Origin of the sequence: Shouchella xiaoxiensis (genome assembly GCF_016907895.1) — a bacterium.
In the GTDB taxonomy this organism is placed as follows: domain Bacteria; phylum Bacillota; class Bacilli; order Bacillales; family Bacillaceae_D; genus Shouchella; species Shouchella xiaoxiensis.
Genome location: NZ_JAFBCV010000003.1, coordinates 57,778 through 74,408 on the forward strand (window position 1 = coordinate 57,778; position 16,631 = coordinate 74,408).

Sequence of the window (16,631 nt, forward strand, 5' to 3'; positions counted from 1 at the left end):
AGCGGACTTGAGAAAGGAGTTGAGGCAGTCAATGAAGCCATTAATCTTTGCTCATCGTGGCGCTTCGGGTTCATTTCCAGAGAATACATTAAAGGCATTTCAACAAGCGGTAAAAGCGAATGCAGACGGGGTTACTTTAAGTGTTCAGCTTTCTAAAGATTTTATTCCCGTTCTAATCCATGACCGAACAGTGAACAGAACCACGGATGGTCAAGGGCTTGTTAGTCATTATACAGCGAATGAATTGAAACAACTAAATGCAGCTGCGCACCACAATGCGCAAATAAGAGAGCCTGTTTTGCTGCTAGAAGATTGTATTAGTTGGTTAAAGGATCAATCAAAACTGCAAGTAGTTATGGAGTTAAGAAGTTATAACGTCAATTCTAAACAATTGTTGGATACAATCATTCCTCTTGTTGACCAAGAGGAAATGAAACATCGCGTAGTCCTTGCCTCTTATGACCATATTTTATTAAGCGAGATCAAAACGGCTAGTCATCAGTTAACCATTGCTCCATTAATGGAGGGACGGTTATGGGATGCCGTGCATTATTTAAACAGTATGCAGGCAAAAAGTTACTTTCTCGGGGCTCAATATGTCTCTAGAGAGTTGGTTCATCAACTAGAAGAGTATGATATGTCTGTCGGTGCCCATTCTACAAACGATACATTGACTCTAAAAAAGTTAATGAATACTGGGATCGCTACAATATTTAGTGATTTTCCGGCCAGAGCTATTCATGTCCGTGATCATTTATAGAAGAAGGAAAGCCGCGCTGGCTTTCCTTTTCCTCTGTTACCTTAGTTCTTTTAAATCAGTAAAAAGCGGGTAAAATACTATTCAAATGGAGTGAAAAAAGGTACACTACTGAATGAATTAATTTCATATGTTTGCAAGGGGTGATCAGTTAAAATGAAAGAAATAGATGTATCTAAATTTGAAAAGAAAATCATTCTTCGTAATATCGAAGAAAAGGATTTTGAAGATATTATTAAGTTATCAAGCTTATGTTTTAAAAATATGGAGCCATGGCGCTATGAAGAGCTAAAAAGCCATATCTCTGTTTTTCCGGAAGGTCAATTTTGTGTCGAGTATGACGGAGAAATTATTGGATCCTGCTCTAGTTTAATTATTAACTTTGATGAGTATGACGATCAGCATACATGGGATGAAATTACAGACCAAGGATATATAACGAACCACGATCCAGATGGATACAACCTTTATGGAATTGAGGTAATGGTTCATCCCGATTATCGTAGAATGAAAATTGGGCGTCGCTTATATGAAGCAAGAAAAGAACTAACGCGCGAGTGGAATTTAAAGAGTATTATTATCGGCGGCAGAATTCCAAATTATTATAAACATGCCGACAAGTATACACCGCGGGAATACGTTGATGAAGTGACGATGCACAACATTTATGACCCCGTTTTAACGTTCCAAGTCATTAATGGTTTTTCGCTAAAACGTGTTAATGCGAACTATTTAGATGATGATAAAGCGAGTATGCGTTACGCGACCTTGATGGAGTGGAATAACATTGACTACCAACCATCGACACCAAAACGGCGGTTCAAAACATCTTTTCCTGTTCGGATAACAACGATTCAATATGAGATGAAGAAAATTTCTTCGTTTGAAGATTTTGCTGTTCAATGTGAATATTACACGGATGTGGCAGCTAGCTATCAATCAGACTTTGCGGTATTTCCAGAAATTTTCACATTACAATTGTTATCGTTTCTCCCTGAGAAAAGTCCAAGTCGAGCAATAAGACGTTTAACTGAGTTTACTGAAGACTATATTGAGCTTTTCACAACTTTAGCCGTGAAATACAATGTGAACATCATTGGTGGTTCTCATTACGTAGAAGAAGAAGGTAAGATTTATAATATTAGTTATTTGTTTAGACGAGATGGAACAATTGAAAAACAATATAAACTTCATGTTACGCCTAATGAACGCTTGTTTTGGGGGATCCACGGTGGAGATGAAGTAAAAGTGTTTGATACAGATTGTGGAAAAATAGCGATTCAAATTTGTTACGACATTGAATTTCCCGAGCTTGGTCGAATTGCGACTGATAAAGGAGCGAACATTATCTTTTCCCCATTCTGTACAGACGATCGACAAGGGTATTTGCGCGTTCGTTACTGCTCGCAAGCAAGAGCAATTGAAAACCAAGTCTACACGGTTATCTCTGGAACTGTCGGGAACTTATCAGATGTAGCAAACATGGACATTCAATACGCTCAATCCGGTATATTTACACCTTCGGATTTCACTTTCCCACGAGATGGAATTGTTGGGGAATGCAGCCCAAATATCGAGACCGTTGTAGTAGGAGATGTTGATCTAGAAATTCTTCGTCGTCATCGTCGTTCTGGCAGTGTAAATCAGCTAAGAGACCGTCGAGATGACATTTATCATGTCGTATATAAACAATAACTGTAAGCAGACGCCTTAATTTAGGCGTCTTTCTTTGATTAATCGAATGATGCTGTGGGTAGAATGGATGAGAAAAGGAGTATTCATCTTGAATCCCTCAATTCAACCTATTCATTTGCGTCAAGTGAGTTTATTTATTCTTCTTATTTCAGCCGTTTGGTTTATCGTATCAATCAAATCATATGATCAAGATCATCAACTCGTCATCCAACCAGTTGTTACAGATGTGTTTGCATATACGACAACAGACTTGCAGCTCTTCTTAATTGAAGAGACCGGGAGTGGCTTTCAGCGAGCAACTGTTACAGCTACTTTTGAATTAGAAGGTAGCCTCATTAACGTATTATTTCATCATGTTGAAGATGGTTTATATGAAGGAGAAGCAAGGTTTGATCAAGCTGGTTTATGGCGTGGTGCCGTGGAAGCGAAAACATTTTCAAATAATTTTACGGCTGATATGATAATAGATGTTAAATAAGTAAGTGGAAAATAAGGAGTGACCATTCTTGTATATGTTTGATCGGTTAACTAAAACGCGTTTTATAAGGCGACTCAATCGGTTTGTATTAGTACTGAAAATCGATCAGACAGGTGAACAAATTGAAGCGCATTTGCCTGATCCGGGAAGATTAAAAGAATTATTAGTAGTAGATGCGGTTGTTTGGATACAATATGCAGACAACCCTTTACGAAAAACAAACTGGACTGCTATATTATGCGAGACAGATGCTGGTACTCTTGTCTCATTAAAAACAACATTAGCCAATACGCTTATAGAAGAGGCTTTATTGACGGATCGCCTGCCATTTTTTAAAGGGTGGACCTTAGAAAAAAGAGAATATCGTGTGGACCATTCTAGATTTGATTTCTTACTCGCAAATCATGACGGAGCTAAATTACTTGTTGAAGTGAAAAGTGTTACATTAGCTAGAAATGAGAAAGGTTTTTTCCCTGACGCAGTGACAAATCGTGGTGCTAAGCATGTCAAAGAATTAACACAGCTTGCTCAATTAGGAAACTATCAATCTTGTATTTTATTCGTAGCTCAACGAGAAGATATTCAGTCTGTTTCAATGGAAGCTACAATAGATCCGGTTTTCGCTAAAGCAATAGAAGATGCTGTGGAGCAAGGCGTACACGTTTTTGCTGTAGGAACTGTTATCAATACTGAAAGAATAGAGATTTCTAAACAAATTCCTGTTTTCGTCTGATTTGACTGTAAAATAATGTTATGATTTAGGTATGTAGATCGCTAAAGTAAGGAGAGGGCTTATGGTTCATTCTTTTTCGAATGAAGACCGCGGAGCATATATCAATTCATTAAAAGAAACCGAACTTGATGTGCTCATTATTGGTGGAGGAGTAACCGGTGCAGGTATCGCATTGGACGCTGTGGTTCGAGGGTTAAAAACAGGTCTTGTTGATATGCAGGATTTTGCCTCAGGAAGTTCAAGCTATTGGGCGAGTCTATTCCATAACGAAATGAGACAAGGAAGTCAACTTGATATGAAATGGCACACAGAATCAATTAAAGAACGATTGATTTTACAAGAGAATGCTCCTCATTTAATGAGACAAACTCCATTAATTTTGCCTTCGTATCGCACAAATTTTTTTGGTAAACATTCAATTAGTTCTAAGATGATTGAACGAATTTCTGATATGGCATTAAGAGAGAAACGTAAATCGATTTCTAGAAAAGAGTTGCTGAAATTAGCTCCAGCTTTATCAAAAAAAACAATAAAAGGTGCTGCTGTCTCTACTGAGTATTGTCGAGATGAGACGCGTTTAACATTTGATCTATTAAAAGAGGGCAGACATAGAGGTCTCATTGCATTAAATTACCTTAAAGTAGAAAGCTTTCTCTATGAAAATGGAATGGCTACAGGTGTATTAATGATTGACCAATTAACGGGTGAAATGCACAAAGTGTTTGCCAAGAAAATTGTGAATGCCAGTGGAGCATGGGTAGATTCACTCAGAGAGCAGGATCGGTCTAAAACGACAAAGACAATTAGTTATTTAACAGATCGCTTTATGACCATCTCCAAAGAAAAAATCCCCTTTCAACATATTGTCTATCTAGAAATGGATCAACGCCGCTTGCTTAGTATTATTCCAAGAGATAAGAACGTTATTATCTCGTTAACTTCTACCGAGATCATTGAAAAAGTTACCTGGATTGAAATAATTGAGATGCTCAATCAATTGTTGGAAGAGATAAACTTAACCGAAAAAGATATTGAAACAAAATGGCTCTTACATCGTCCAATTGTGCTGGAGCAATATAAAAATAAAAAAGGAATTGTAAAACGAAATGATTGGTTTGTGTCTGAGTCTGGCTTACTAACGGTTGTCTGTGGTCAACATACAAGATATCGTTTATTTGCTGAACAGATCACAAGCTGGATTTGTAAAGAATTAAAAGTGGTTGCTAACTGTGAGACCGATATGTTAACACTATCTGGGGGCTATGTAGGCGGACAAAATGATTTTAGTGCCTATCGTAATAAAAGAGCTGAAGAAGGTTTGCAGTTTGACTTAACGCGATTAGAAGCAGAACGGCTTGTAGATCGTTACGGATCAAATGTTGGTCAGCTCTATGCGCGAACGTGGGCATTTAAAAAGCAAGCGACATTATTTGGTTTAAACAAATCTGTCTTTGCAGAATTGCTTTATAGTATTGAAGAAGAAATGGCAACGAGTCCTGCAGATTTCCTTATTCGCAGAACTGGATATTTCTATTTTGATAAGGATTATGTCATGACGATAAAAGAACCTATCTTTAGATATATGAGAGATCGATTTAATTGGACCGAAGAACAGGAAGGCCGTTATCGCGATGAACTTGAAGGTGAAATCGAATTAGTCTATAGAAGGACTGATTTAGATTAACTGGCTTAGCATATAAAAAGCATGTACAATAGATTCGACATATGACAAATTGAACTTAGGGGTGAGGCTGTGAATACAGCAGCAGAAATAAAGCGCTGGGATGAATTTCCTACGTTAGAGCAAGATGTCCGCCAAGAACTGGATCAGGTTCTAAAGGATGAAAAAAGACTTGAAGATTGCTTTTATAAGACTTTAGCATTTGGTACTGGAGGCATGCGTGGTGAAATTGGCCCCGGCCCAAATCGAATGAATACATACACGGTTCGAAAAGCAGCAGAAGGATTAGCTCGGTTTATTTCAAAACGTGGAGAAGGCGGGAAAGCAAGAGGAGTTGTCATTGCGTTTGATTCAAGGCATAAATCGGCTAAGTTTGCCCATGAGGCAGCTCTCACGTTAGGAGCACACGGAATAAAAGCATATGTTTTTCATGACTTGCGTCCAACTCCAGAACTTTCATTTGCAGTCCGCTATCTACAAGCAGAAGCAGGTATTGTAATCACGGCTTCTCATAATCCACCTGAATACAACGGATTTAAAGTGTATGGAGCGGACGGCGGACAATTTCCACCACAATTAGCTGATGAGCTAGTCGAATGCGTAAATTCAATAGAAGATGAATTAATGATTGAGGTTGAAGATGAGACTAAGTTGAAAGCTGCTCAACTTTATGAAGTTGTTTCTACTGAAATTGACGACGCTTATAATGAAGAATTAAAGTCAATTCTTCTTCAACCAGAACTATTGCAAGAAAAAGGATCTGAATTAAAGATTGTTTTTACACCGCTTCATGGAACCGCTAATATTTCCGTACGACGTGTGTTAGAAGAAGTTGGTTTTTCGAATGTATCTGTTGTTAAAGAGCAGGAATTACCTGATCCGAACTTTTCAACTGTCGCTTCCCCTAATCCAGAAGAACATGCGGCTTTTGCTAAAGCTATAGAATACGGAGAAGCGGAGAATGCAGATATATTATTAGCAACAGATCCAGATGCGGACCGGGTTGGACTAGCTGTAAAAAATGCAACTGGCGAATACGAAGTGTTAACAGGGAATCAAACAGGTGCATTAATGCTTGATTATTTACTTGAACAAAAAAAGAAGGATGGCACTTTACCTGAGAATGGAATTATACTCAAGACCATCGTTACTTCAGAAATTGGAGCTACGATTGCAAAAGCACATGGACTAACGTCAGTTGATACGTTAACAGGGTTCAAATTCATCGGGGAGAAGATGGGTGAATATGAACGGACTGGAGAATTTCAATATTTGTTTGGCTATGAGGAAAGCTATGGTTACTTAATTGGAGATTTTGTTCGTGATAAGGATGCTGTTCAAGCTTGTTTGTTTGCAGCAGAATTAGCACTTCATTATCAATCCAAAGGATTAACTGTTTATGAAGCATTACAACAAGTGTTTGAGAAGTATGGTTTTTACCGTGAAGGTTTACAATCACTTACACTTAAAGGAAAAGAAGGGTCGGAGAAAATGGCTGCAATCTTAACCAGCCTACGAAACCAACCGCCAACAACGATGGCTGATATTGACATCGTGAGTGTGGAAGATTATCAAAGTAGTAAGGCGTTATCGATCTCCACTCATAGAACAGAAGATATTCAATTACCAAAATCAAATGTTTTAAAATATATTCTTGCAGATGAATCTTGGTTTTGTGTAAGGCCATCTGGAACAGAGCCGAAAATAAAGTTTTACTTTGGTGTTAAAGGCCATTCACTTGAGCAAAGTACACAGAAACTGGAGCAGCTACAAAAAGCAGTCATGCACTATATGGAAGCATTTACGAATTAATTGTTAAAGCACTTATCGAATTCGATAAGTGCTTTTTCTAGTTTCGCTTCATGAACGACTTAATCGCTTCATAGTATAAGAGGTAAAAGGAGGGGAACATTTGGATAATCAATGGAAGGAATTAGAGTATGCAATTCAAGAAATAACAGAAATTGCTACTGGGTTTGGTCTTGATTTCTACCAAATGCGCTATGAAATCTGTCCAGCAGATATTATTTATACATTTGGGGCGTATGGCATGCCGACGCGCTATAGTCATTGGTCTTATGGGAAGCAATATCATCGAATGAAACTTCAGTATGACTTAGGATTAAGTAAGATCTACGAGCTCGTCATTAATTCAGATCCTTGCTATGCATTTTTATTAGATAGTAATACGCTCATTCAAAATAAATTAATTGTTGCTCATGTATTAGCTCATTGTGATTTCTTTAAAAATAATATTCGCTTCTTAAACACTCGTAAAGACATGGTAGAAAGTATGAGTGCAACTGCGGAACGAATTGCTCATTATGAACATCAGTTTGGAAAAGAAGCGGTTGAAAACTTTCTCGATGCAGTACTTGCGATTCAAGAACATGTTGACCCCAGTTTAATGACTCCAAAGCAGGTAAAGAATGATGAGCGTAATGAAAGTCCAGTTAATAAAAAGACGGAATATGAGGATCTTTGGAACTTAGAATTCACACCAAAACCCGAAAAGCCTACTAATAAACTTCGATTTCCTGCATCGCCTGAAAAAGATATCTTGTCTTTTATTGAGGAACACAGCAGAGAGTTGGAGCCATGGCAGCGTGATGTTCTAACAATGATGCGGGAGGAGATGCTTTACTTCTGGCCTCAGTTGGAAACAAAAATTATGAATGAAGGTTGGGCTTCTTATTGGCATGCCAGAATTATCCGTGAAATGGATCTAACAAGTGATGAAGCCGTTGAATTTGCAAAATTAAATGCAGGGGTGGTTCAGCCTTCACGCACGTCCATAAACCCCTATTACTTGGGATTGAAAATGTTTGAGGATATTGAAAGACGGTACGATAATCCAACAAAAGAAATGGAACGTGCACAAAGTGTGAAAAAAGGTAGTGGACGAGAAAAAATATTCGAAGTGAGAGAGATTGAATCGGACACGTCTTTTCTCAGAAATTATTTAACGAAAGAGTTAGTTCATGAAGAAGATATGTATTTGTTTCAAAAGCAAGGCAGTGATTATAAGATTGTAGACAAAGGGTGGGAAGAGGTCCGTGATCAACTAACTCAATCAAGAGTAAACGGAGGTTTTCCTTACTTGGTGGTCACTGATGGGGATTATTTAAAAAATGGTGAACTGTATATTTCTCACCAGTTTGAAGGAACAGAATTAGATGTCAGTTATGTTGAAAAGGTTGTACCTTACATCTATCAGCTCTGGGGGAGAACGGTTCATTTAGAAACGATGGTAAATGACAAAAAAATAGCCTTTATTTATGACGGAATCAAAATACACCGTAAATATCTTTAGGGCGCTCAGCCCTTTTTTTATTGGTAAGTACATACAAAAATAAATTTTCAAAAAAAACCCGCAAATCAATTGACTGTCAAAGATTTTCAGAGTAAGATAAATTTTGTGACTCCAAAGTATTTCGGTTATCTAAGTAAATTTTCAAAGAGGTGATGTAAGCATGCAGACCTTTAAACGTCTTGCGCGATTTTATCTTCCAGATAAAAAGTTCTTTTTTCTGTCGTTAGTTGCGTTAGTTTTTGTGACAGCGATTACCGTCATTTACCCCGTAATCTTACAGATTGCAATTGATGTGGGGATTCGTGATGGTCAATATGGTATTATTCCTTATTTAGCTGTTGGGTTAATTTTAATCATGGCTTTAAAAGGGGGAGCAACTTATGTAAATCAATACTTTGGTGATTTGTTCGGTGTGCGTTCGGTTTATCGTGTGAGACAAACGCTGTATGAAAAACTGCAATTTCTTCCTTTTCGCTATTATGATAATGCAAAAACCGGTGACTTAATGTCACGACTTACTGCAGATGTAGAAGCATTTCGTTTCTTTCTTTCCTTCGGCTTTGCACAGCTTGTAAACTTCGTACTACTCGTCGGATTCGCAATGATTGTCATGTTTTACTACTCAGTTCCACTAACTCTTGTAACAATGGTTACTCTTCCATTCTTAGCTGTAGCAGTTTATAAATTTGATAAAAGAGTTCATCCGGGGTTTCGCCAAGTACGTAAGTCACTTGCTAATTTAAATACAAAAGTACAGGAAAATGTTAGTGGCATGCACACGGTAAAAGCGTTATCTCAGGAAACTACAGAGAAAAATCGATTTGAGACAAATAATGATGATTACCGCACAAAAAACATAAATATATCAGACATTTGGGGAACCTATTTTCCGCTGATGGAATTAATCGGGAATATATCAGCGGTATTATTACTTGGATTTGGTGGTTATTTAGCCGTTCAAGGTCAATTAACTCCAGGTGAATTAACCGCATTTTTTAGTCTCGTTTGGTTTATTATTGGGCCTATTATGAATTTAGGGTTTATTATTAATATGTTTTCACAATCTAAAGCTTCAGGAGAAAGACTTTTAGAGATTCTTGATGAGCCAGAGAGAAGCAATGGTCCAGAGCAAACAGGAGCTTACCGTAAATTAGCTGGTGAAGTATCATTTAAAAATGTTGATCTTCGCTACAACAATAAATCAAAAAATGCACTCACAAATATTACTATACATGCGCCTGTAGGTTCTACAATTGGATTGGTTGGAGCAACAGGAGCTGGGAAATCAAGCATCATTCAGCTCATTCTTCGCTTCTATGAAAAAACAGGCGGTGAAATCGTAATAGATGGCAAGCCTATTGAAGAATACGATGTAAAAGAATTAAGACAAAATGTCGGTATCGTCCTTCAACAAACATTTCTTTTCTCTTCATCTATTCGTGATAATCTTGCGTATGGAAATCCAAACGCATCAATGGAGGAAATTATTGAAGCAGCAAAACGAGCAGATGCGCATGAATTTATTGATTCTCTTCCAGATGGCTATAATACGGTCTTAGGTGAACGAGGTTTAGGTTTATCTGGTGGTCAAAAACAAAGAATTGCTATTGCTCGAGCTATGATCATGAACCCAAGTATTCTAGTGTTAGATGATTCTACTAGCGCTGTCGATATGCAAACAGAAACGAAAATTCAAAAAGCAATGAAAGAAATAATGCAAGGTAGAACAACGTTTATTATTGCACACCGAATCTCATCTGTTAAGCACTGTGATCAAATATATGTGTTGGATGAAGGTGAAGTAGAACAGCAAGGAACACATGAGCAATTGTTACAGAAGCATGGATTATACAAACGAATCTATGATATTCAAAACAAAGATCAACAATACGTGCTCCAAAAGGCATAAGGACGTGATTATTCATGGAACAAGCAAGAAAAAAATCTCGGTTTCATTATCCAACTGAACAAATCATTGAAAAACCATTTAACTGGAAACAAATGATGCGTTTATTTACTTTTATCAAGCCCTATGCCAAAACGTTGTTGCCAAAAACGATTCTAATGATGCTTCTTGCAACAGCAGTTAGGCTAGCTGTGCCAATTTTTATCGGTGTATTCGCTGTTGGACAACTAGAGAATGGCACAGCTACTGGCTCAGATATGCTGCTTTATGCAGGAATTGTATTAATTCTTTACATTCTTTCCTATGTGGCAAATATCCTTCGAATCAGATGGATGAACAGACTCGGTCAATTTGTTATATTTGACATCCGGAAAAAGCTTTTTGATCATATCCAGCACTTATCGCATCGCTTTTTTGATCAACGTTCGGCAGGTTCTATTCTCGTTCGTGTTATAAATGATGTGAACTCATTACAGGATTTGTTTACAAACGGTGTAATCAATTTATTAATGGACATTGTCATGCTTATCGGTATTGTCGCGATTTTATTTTACTTAAGTCCAGAGTTAGCGATCCTTATTCTTGTCATTTTACCAATCATGTTCTTTATTTCGACTAAGCTACGCCGCAAAATTCGTCGTGCTTGGCAAACCGTGCGCTTGCGTCAATCGCGCTTGAACTCGCATTTAAATGAAAGTATTCAAGGAATACGAGTCACGCAAGCTTACGCGCAAGAGCATGAGAATATGGAATTCTTTGATGAAGTAAACACGCAAAACTATGAAAGCTGGCGAGAGGCAACGAAACAAAACGCATTGTTTAGACCGTTTGTTGAAATGGCAAGCGCCCTTGGTGGAGCAATCTTAATTTGGTACGGAGCCTTCTTAATTCAAAGTGATGCAAGCAATCTGACTTTAGGTGTTTTTGTCTCTTTTGCTTTTTATATTGGGATGTTTTGGGAACCTATTTCACGGCTTGGTCAAGTTTATAACCAACTGCTCGTTGGAATGGCATCAAGTGAGCGCATCTTTGAATTCCTTGACGAAGAACCGAATGTAGTCGATAAAAAAGATGCTAAACCGTTAACAAATGTAAAAGGTGAACTTGTATTCAAAAATGTTGAATTTTCTTATGATGATAAGAGAAAAGCTTTAAACAACATCAATTTAAAATTTGATGCAGGTACAACGGTTGCGTTAGTGGGTCACACCGGCTCGGGAAAATCAACCATTGTAAACTTAATGAGTCGTTTTTATGACCCAACAAGCGGAGATGTGATGCTTGATGGTGTGAATTTACGCGACATTCGTATTGATGACTTGAGAAAAAATGTCAGCTATGTTCTACAAGATACCTTTATTTTTGCTGGCACAATTATGGAGAATATTCGTTTTGGTAATCCACATGCAACAGATGAGGACATTATTGAAGCAGCAAAAGCAATTGGCGCTCATAGCTTCATCGAAAAGCTTGATAATGGGTATCAAACGGAAGTCGAGGAACAGGGGAGCATCTTATCGGTTGGAGAACGTCAGCTTTTATCATTTGCTCGTGCACTGCTTGCAGATCCGCGAATTCTCATTTTGGATGAGGCAACCGCGAGTATTGATACGGAAACAGAGCTGAAAATTCAAGAAGGATTAAAAACGCTCTTAGCGGGAAGAACCGCCATTATGATTGCCCACCGTCTTTCAACAATTCGTGATTCAGATAATATCATTGTGTTAGAACAAGGTAATGTGATGGAGCAAGGAACGCATGATCAATTAATTGATCAAAAAGGGATTTATTTTGGCCTTGTTAAATCGCAGTTTTCAGCAATTAAAGAGTAAAAAGACACAGCTTTCTTTCTAATAAAATAGAGAGAAGGCTTTTTCTTTAAATAGATTGACTTTTTCGTGAAATGCTTTAGAATGAAAACACTTCACTGATTTAAAGAGACAGAAAAAAGAGAAAGCGGGAGATAAGAGATGAAATATGCGTTCGCTAAACGGGTACGACATCTACAATCATCAGCCGTACGCGATATTTTGAAAATTGTTAACCAAGGTGATGTCATTTCATTTGCCGGTGGACTTCCAGATGATGAACTTTTTCCAACAAGAGCCATTACAGATGCCTTTTCAAGAGCACTGGCAAAAGGCAATAAGGCGCTTCAATATGGAGAGACAGAAGGCTATAGGCCGCTTAGAGAAGTGATCATTGAAAGAATGCAAAAGAAAGCAATTACTGGCTTTACAGCAGATGATGTTTTACTAACAACAGGTTCTCAACAGGCAATTGATTTATTTGCTAGAGTGATGATTAGCCCTGGCGATGTCATCTTAACAGAGGAACCAACTTATTTAGCTGCGCTGCAAGTTTTTCAATCATATGAAGCTAGAATTATTCCAGTGAAATGTGATGAGGACGGAATGGTTATGGCGGATTTGCAGGATAAAATAAAGCAATACAAACCAAAAATGATGTATGTTGTCCCAACATTTTCAAACCCATCTGGACGTGTTTGGACGTTAGAGCGTCGTATCGACCTTGTTAAAATAATCCACAAGTATCACGTGCTCGTTTTTGAGGATGATCCTTACGGAGATATTCAATTTACTGGTGAAGGCTATACGCCTATCGCAGCACTTGATAAAGGGTCACATGTATTATATACAAGTACATTTTCGAAAACAGCCGTACCGGCATTACGAACAGGTTGGATTGTTGGACCTTATCAAATTATTCGTATGATGGCCCAAGCTAAACAAGCAAATGATTTACACTCTAATTCTTTGGCTCATCAAGCGTTGTTTGAGTTATGCACGCATTTTGATTTAGATGGGCACATAGATTCTATTCGTTCCGTCTACGCTAAACGGAAGACAGCAATGGTCGAAAGTTTAACAAGGGCGAAAGAAGAAGGCGAAATTCATTTTGTGGAACCAAAAGGCGGAATGTTTTTATGGTTGGAAACAAAGCCAATGTTAAATATGGAAGCCTTATTGCCTCGTGCAGTTGAAAAGGGAATCGCATACGTGCCCGGAGCTCCTTTCTTTGCTGGTAAACCTATGCAAAATACGTTACGCCTTAACTTTACACATGCTACAGAAGAACAAATTCAGGTTGGTATGGAATTATTAACATCGATGTTTCGTGAAGTGAATAAAGAAAGCGTGTTATTGAAATAAAGCGAGCCACTGTCAGTTTGACAGTGGCTCTTTTTATGTGCCTACATTGCTCGCAACCGACGAATTCTTTCTTCTGGGTTGGGATGCGTTGAAAACAATTGCGCCGCTTTCTTTTTTAGTGGATCAGCAAAGTAAAGTGAGGCAGTTGAGCTAGATGCTTCTTCTACCGGTCTTTCCACATTCGTAATATTCTCTAATGCTCTTGCTAGTGCATCGGGATTTCGCGTTAATTCAACTGCACTGGCATCAGCTAGGTATTCGCGATTACGAGAAATAGCAAGCTGCATGACAACCGCAACAACAGGAGCAAGGAGAATAAGGACAATCGCTATTACCATTACAAGCGGGTGTTTATTATTGTTATTGCGGCCACCGGAAAATATAAAAAACCTCATTCCAAGATCACTTAATATGGCGATTGCTGATACAAGCGCTACGGCAATTGTAGATAGCCTAATATCATAATTTCGGACATGAGCGATTTCATGAGCGAGGACTCCTTCAATTTCTTCTCGCGATAACCGATTCATTAATCCGGTTGTTACAGCAACTGCACCAGATTTTGGTGAAATACCAGTTGCAAAAGCATTGGGGCTTGAATCCTCAATAATGAAAATTTTAGGCATTGGAATTCGAGCTGCAATTGAAAGACCTTCAACGGTATGCCATAAGAATGCTTGATCTTTTGAAGAAGTTACTTCTCTCGCATGATTCATCCTCATAACAACATTTGTGCTCGAAGCAATCATTATAATGGTATAGATTCCCGCAATGACTGCAGCAATAATTATGCCACTAATGTAATTACCCGTTCGGACATAGGTAACAGCAGCACCAATTGCTAATACAATGATAATAAATAAGCCAACGAGTAAGACCGTATTTCGTTTATTACGTGATATTTGAGTATAAAACAAAGGTCTTCACTCCTTAAAAACGAACTTGAACAGGTTCTTTTTCTTCATCAGGAATATCAAGCATATCGTTGCGGGTAAAAGAGTGAACAGAAGCAATGAAGTTACTTGGGAAGGAATCGACCTTCGTATTGTAGCGCATGACCATTGAGTTGTAAGCTTGCCGAGCATAAGCGATTTTGTTTTCGGTACCAGCCAATTCTTCTTGAAGCTGAAGAAAATTCTGATTGGCTTTTAAATCTGGATACGATTCACTTAAGGCAAACAATTGCCTTAACAAACCATTTAATTCTGCATCTTGTTCGACTCGCTCGCTTCGACTAGCATTAGGCTCAGCAATCACATTGCGCTTCTCAATTACTTTTGTTAATGTTTCTTGTTCATGTGTTGCATAGCCTTTTACGGTTTCCACTAAATTAGGAATTAGATCAAAACGTCTCTTGAGTTGTACATCAATTTGGGCCCAAGATTCTTCGACCCAGTTTCGATGTTTAACGAGGGAGTTATAGCTTACAATCCAAGCTAGGATAATAACCCCAATAGCAATTGCTAAAATCACACCAATTAACATGGTCATTCCACCTTTCTATTTTAAGTACGAGTTTGCCTTCCTTATGGTTTCCTTTTTAACAAGAAATACTAGCACATCTCCTTTAAACGGTAAAGAATAGTGTCATTAACAGACGGAAGCGCCATATGTTTAAGAGAAATGATTTGACTTCCTTATAGGAGTACGTTACGATTTTGATAGCGCTTTCATTAATTAATTTCGTAATGAATAATTCTGAGCGGTCGTTCAGAATACAAATGAAGGAGTATAGACTATGACAATGACGTTAACAAAAGACCAAACGATGATTCGCGATATGGTTAGACAATTCGCGAGAAAAGAAATTGCTCCACTTGCAATTGAGTTAGATAAAGAATCACGCTTTGCTTCCGACATTTTTAAGAAACTTGGTGAACTTGGTGTTCTTGGCATTCCTTTTCCAGAGAAGTATGGTGGCTCTGGTGGTGATACCATTTCATATGCGCTTGCTGTTGAAGAAATTGGTTATGCATGCGGTGGTACTGGCCTAAGTTATGCAGCAGCCGTTTCGCTTGGGGCAAGTCCGATCTATTATTATGGTACCGAAAAGCAAAAAGAAGAGCACTTAACGCCACTTGCAATGGGGCAATCTCTGGGTGCCTTTGGTTTAACAGAGCCTAATGCCGGGTCAGATGCAGGTGGTACGCAAACAAAGGCGAGGTTAGAAGGCGAAGAATACGTTATTAACGGTGAGAAATGCTGGATAACGAATGCAGAATATTCAAGGACTGTCATAGTAACAGCAGTAGTAGGTCAGCGAGAAAATGGCAAAAAGAAAATCTCTGCTTTCATTGTGCCTACCGATTCTCCGGGTTTTAAGATTTCATCCAATTATGACAAAATGGGTGTTCGTGCATCAAATACATGTGAGCTTATCCTTGAAGATGTTAGAGTTCCGAAAGAAAATGTTCTCGGCGACCCGGAAAAAGGGTTTAGTCAGTTTTTATATACACTTGATGGAGGACGCATTTCCATTGCCGCACTGGCCGTTGGAATTGCACAGGCAGCATTTGATCGCGCCCTCGCTTATTCAAAAGAACGGAAGCAATTTGGAACATCAATTAGTTCGTTTCAAGCCATTCAATTCAAGCTCGCCGATATGGCGATGGAAATTGAGTTAGCGCGGACGATGGTTCAGAAAGCAGCTTATTTAAAAGACAATGGCAAGCCATTTGGTAAAGAAGCTGCTTATGCTAAATTGTTTGCTTCTGAGATGGCAACACGAACGTGTAATCAAGCCATTCAAATTCACGGTGGTTACGGTTATATGAAGGAATACGAAGTAGAGCGCATGTTAAGGGATGCTAAACTGCTTGAAATTGGTGAAGGTACTTCTGAAATTCAACGACTAGTTATTGCACGTCACTTAGGTCTTGGAAGATAGGAGGAATA

13 protein-coding genes are annotated in these 16,631 nt (G+C 38.3%); 11 read left to right on the forward strand and 2 right to left on the reverse strand.

Annotation, left to right across the window (positions count from 1 at the left end; genetic code table 11):
* Positions 1 to 31 precede the first annotated feature (31 nt).
* From JOC54_RS05660 to JOC54_RS05705, 10 genes are all read left to right on the forward strand, one after another.
* Positions 32 to 760 (forward strand): glycerophosphodiester phosphodiesterase, encoded by a 729-nt coding sequence (locus JOC54_RS05660; RefSeq protein WP_204465054.1) that lies wholly within the window; start codon positions 32 to 34, stop codon positions 758 to 760.
* Positions 761 to 913: 153 nt separating this feature from the next.
* Complete coding sequence (locus JOC54_RS05665; protein ID WP_204465056.1) at positions 914 to 2,452, forward strand: bifunctional GNAT family N-acetyltransferase/carbon-nitrogen hydrolase family protein; 1,539 nt, start codon at positions 914 to 916, stop codon at positions 2,450 to 2,452.
* A gap of 88 nt (positions 2,453 to 2,540) precedes the next feature.
* Positions 2,541 to 2,930, forward strand: coding sequence for a hypothetical protein (locus JOC54_RS05670; RefSeq protein ID WP_051991123.1), 390 nt, complete (start codon positions 2,541 to 2,543; stop codon positions 2,928 to 2,930).
* 34 nt (positions 2,931 to 2,964) lie between these two features.
* Positions 2,965 to 3,663, forward strand: a complete 699-nt coding sequence (sfsA, locus tag JOC54_RS05675) for a DNA/RNA nuclease SfsA (protein ID WP_239586617.1) — start codon at positions 2,965 to 2,967, stop codon at positions 3,661 to 3,663.
* Between the two features lie 61 nt (positions 3,664 to 3,724).
* Positions 3,725 to 5,347, forward strand: a complete 1,623-nt coding sequence (locus JOC54_RS05680; RefSeq protein WP_204465058.1) for a glycerol-3-phosphate dehydrogenase/oxidase — start codon at positions 3,725 to 3,727, stop codon at positions 5,345 to 5,347.
* Between the two features lie 69 nt (positions 5,348 to 5,416).
* Positions 5,417 to 7,156, forward strand: a complete 1,740-nt coding sequence (locus tag JOC54_RS05685) for a phospho-sugar mutase (RefSeq protein WP_204465059.1) — start codon at positions 5,417 to 5,419, stop codon at positions 7,154 to 7,156.
* A 100-nt stretch (positions 7,157 to 7,256) separates the two neighbouring features.
* On the forward strand, positions 7,257 to 8,657 hold the full coding sequence (locus tag JOC54_RS05690) for a SpoVR family protein (RefSeq protein WP_204465060.1): 1,401 nt from the start codon (positions 7,257 to 7,259) through the stop codon (positions 8,655 to 8,657).
* A 160-nt stretch (positions 8,658 to 8,817) separates the two neighbouring features.
* Complete coding sequence (locus JOC54_RS05695) at positions 8,818 to 10,566, forward strand: ABC transporter ATP-binding protein (RefSeq protein WP_204465061.1); 1,749 nt, start codon at positions 8,818 to 8,820, stop codon at positions 10,564 to 10,566.
* A 14-nt stretch (positions 10,567 to 10,580) separates the two neighbouring features.
* Complete coding sequence (locus JOC54_RS05700) at positions 10,581 to 12,395, forward strand: ABC transporter ATP-binding protein (RefSeq protein WP_204465063.1); 1,815 nt, start codon at positions 10,581 to 10,583, stop codon at positions 12,393 to 12,395.
* Between the two features lie 138 nt (positions 12,396 to 12,533).
* Entirely contained in the window at positions 12,534 to 13,736 is a 1,203-nt protein-coding gene (locus JOC54_RS05705; RefSeq protein WP_204465065.1) for an aminotransferase-like domain-containing protein, read from the forward strand.
* Between the two features lie 41 nt (positions 13,737 to 13,777).
* On the opposite strand, the gene htpX is transcribed toward JOC54_RS05705, so the two are convergent.
* Positions 13,778 to 14,653: a zinc metalloprotease HtpX gene (htpX, locus tag JOC54_RS05710; protein ID WP_035418553.1), complete on the reverse strand. Its 876-nt coding sequence runs from the start codon at positions 14,651 to 14,653 to the stop codon at positions 13,778 to 13,780.
* Between the two features lie 13 nt (positions 14,654 to 14,666).
* Entirely contained in the window at positions 14,667 to 15,221 is a 555-nt protein-coding gene (locus JOC54_RS05715) for a LemA family protein (protein ID WP_094190068.1), read from the reverse strand.
* Positions 15,222 to 15,474: 253 nt separating this feature from the next.
* On the opposite strand from JOC54_RS05715, the gene JOC54_RS05720 reads away from it, so the two are divergent.
* Positions 15,475 to 16,623, forward strand: coding sequence for an acyl-CoA dehydrogenase family protein (locus JOC54_RS05720; RefSeq protein WP_204465067.1), 1,149 nt, complete (start codon positions 15,475 to 15,477; stop codon positions 16,621 to 16,623).
* Positions 16,624 to 16,631: the final 8 nt, after the last annotated feature.

Excerpts from the sequence above, each read along its gene's own strand:
- JOC54_RS05660 (WP_204465054.1), top strand. The coding sequence starts at position 32 with ATGAAGCCATTAATCTTTGCTCATCGTGGCGCTTCGGGTTCATTTCCA.
- JOC54_RS05665 (WP_204465056.1), top strand. The coding sequence starts at position 914 with ATGAAAGAAATAGATGTATCTAAATTTGAAAAGAAAATCATTCTTCGT.
- sfsA (WP_239586617.1), top strand. The coding sequence starts at position 2,965 with ATGTTTGATCGGTTAACTAAAACGCGTTTTATAAGGCGACTCAATCGG.
- JOC54_RS05680 (WP_204465058.1), top strand. The coding sequence starts at position 3,725 with ATGGTTCATTCTTTTTCGAATGAAGACCGCGGAGCATATATCAATTCA.
- JOC54_RS05695 (WP_204465061.1), top strand. The coding sequence starts at position 8,818 with ATGCAGACCTTTAAACGTCTTGCGCGATTTTATCTTCCAGATAAAAAG.
- JOC54_RS05700 (WP_204465063.1), top strand. The coding sequence starts at position 10,581 with ATGGAACAAGCAAGAAAAAAATCTCGGTTTCATTATCCAACTGAACAA.
- JOC54_RS05705 (WP_204465065.1), top strand. The coding sequence starts at position 12,534 with ATGAAATATGCGTTCGCTAAACGGGTACGACATCTACAATCATCAGCC.
- JOC54_RS05715 (WP_094190068.1), bottom strand. The coding sequence starts at position 15,221 with ATGTTAATTGGTGTGATTTTAGCAATTGCTATTGGGGTTATTATCCTA.
- JOC54_RS05720 (WP_204465067.1), top strand. The coding sequence starts at position 15,475 with ATGACAATGACGTTAACAAAAGACCAAACGATGATTCGCGATATGGTT.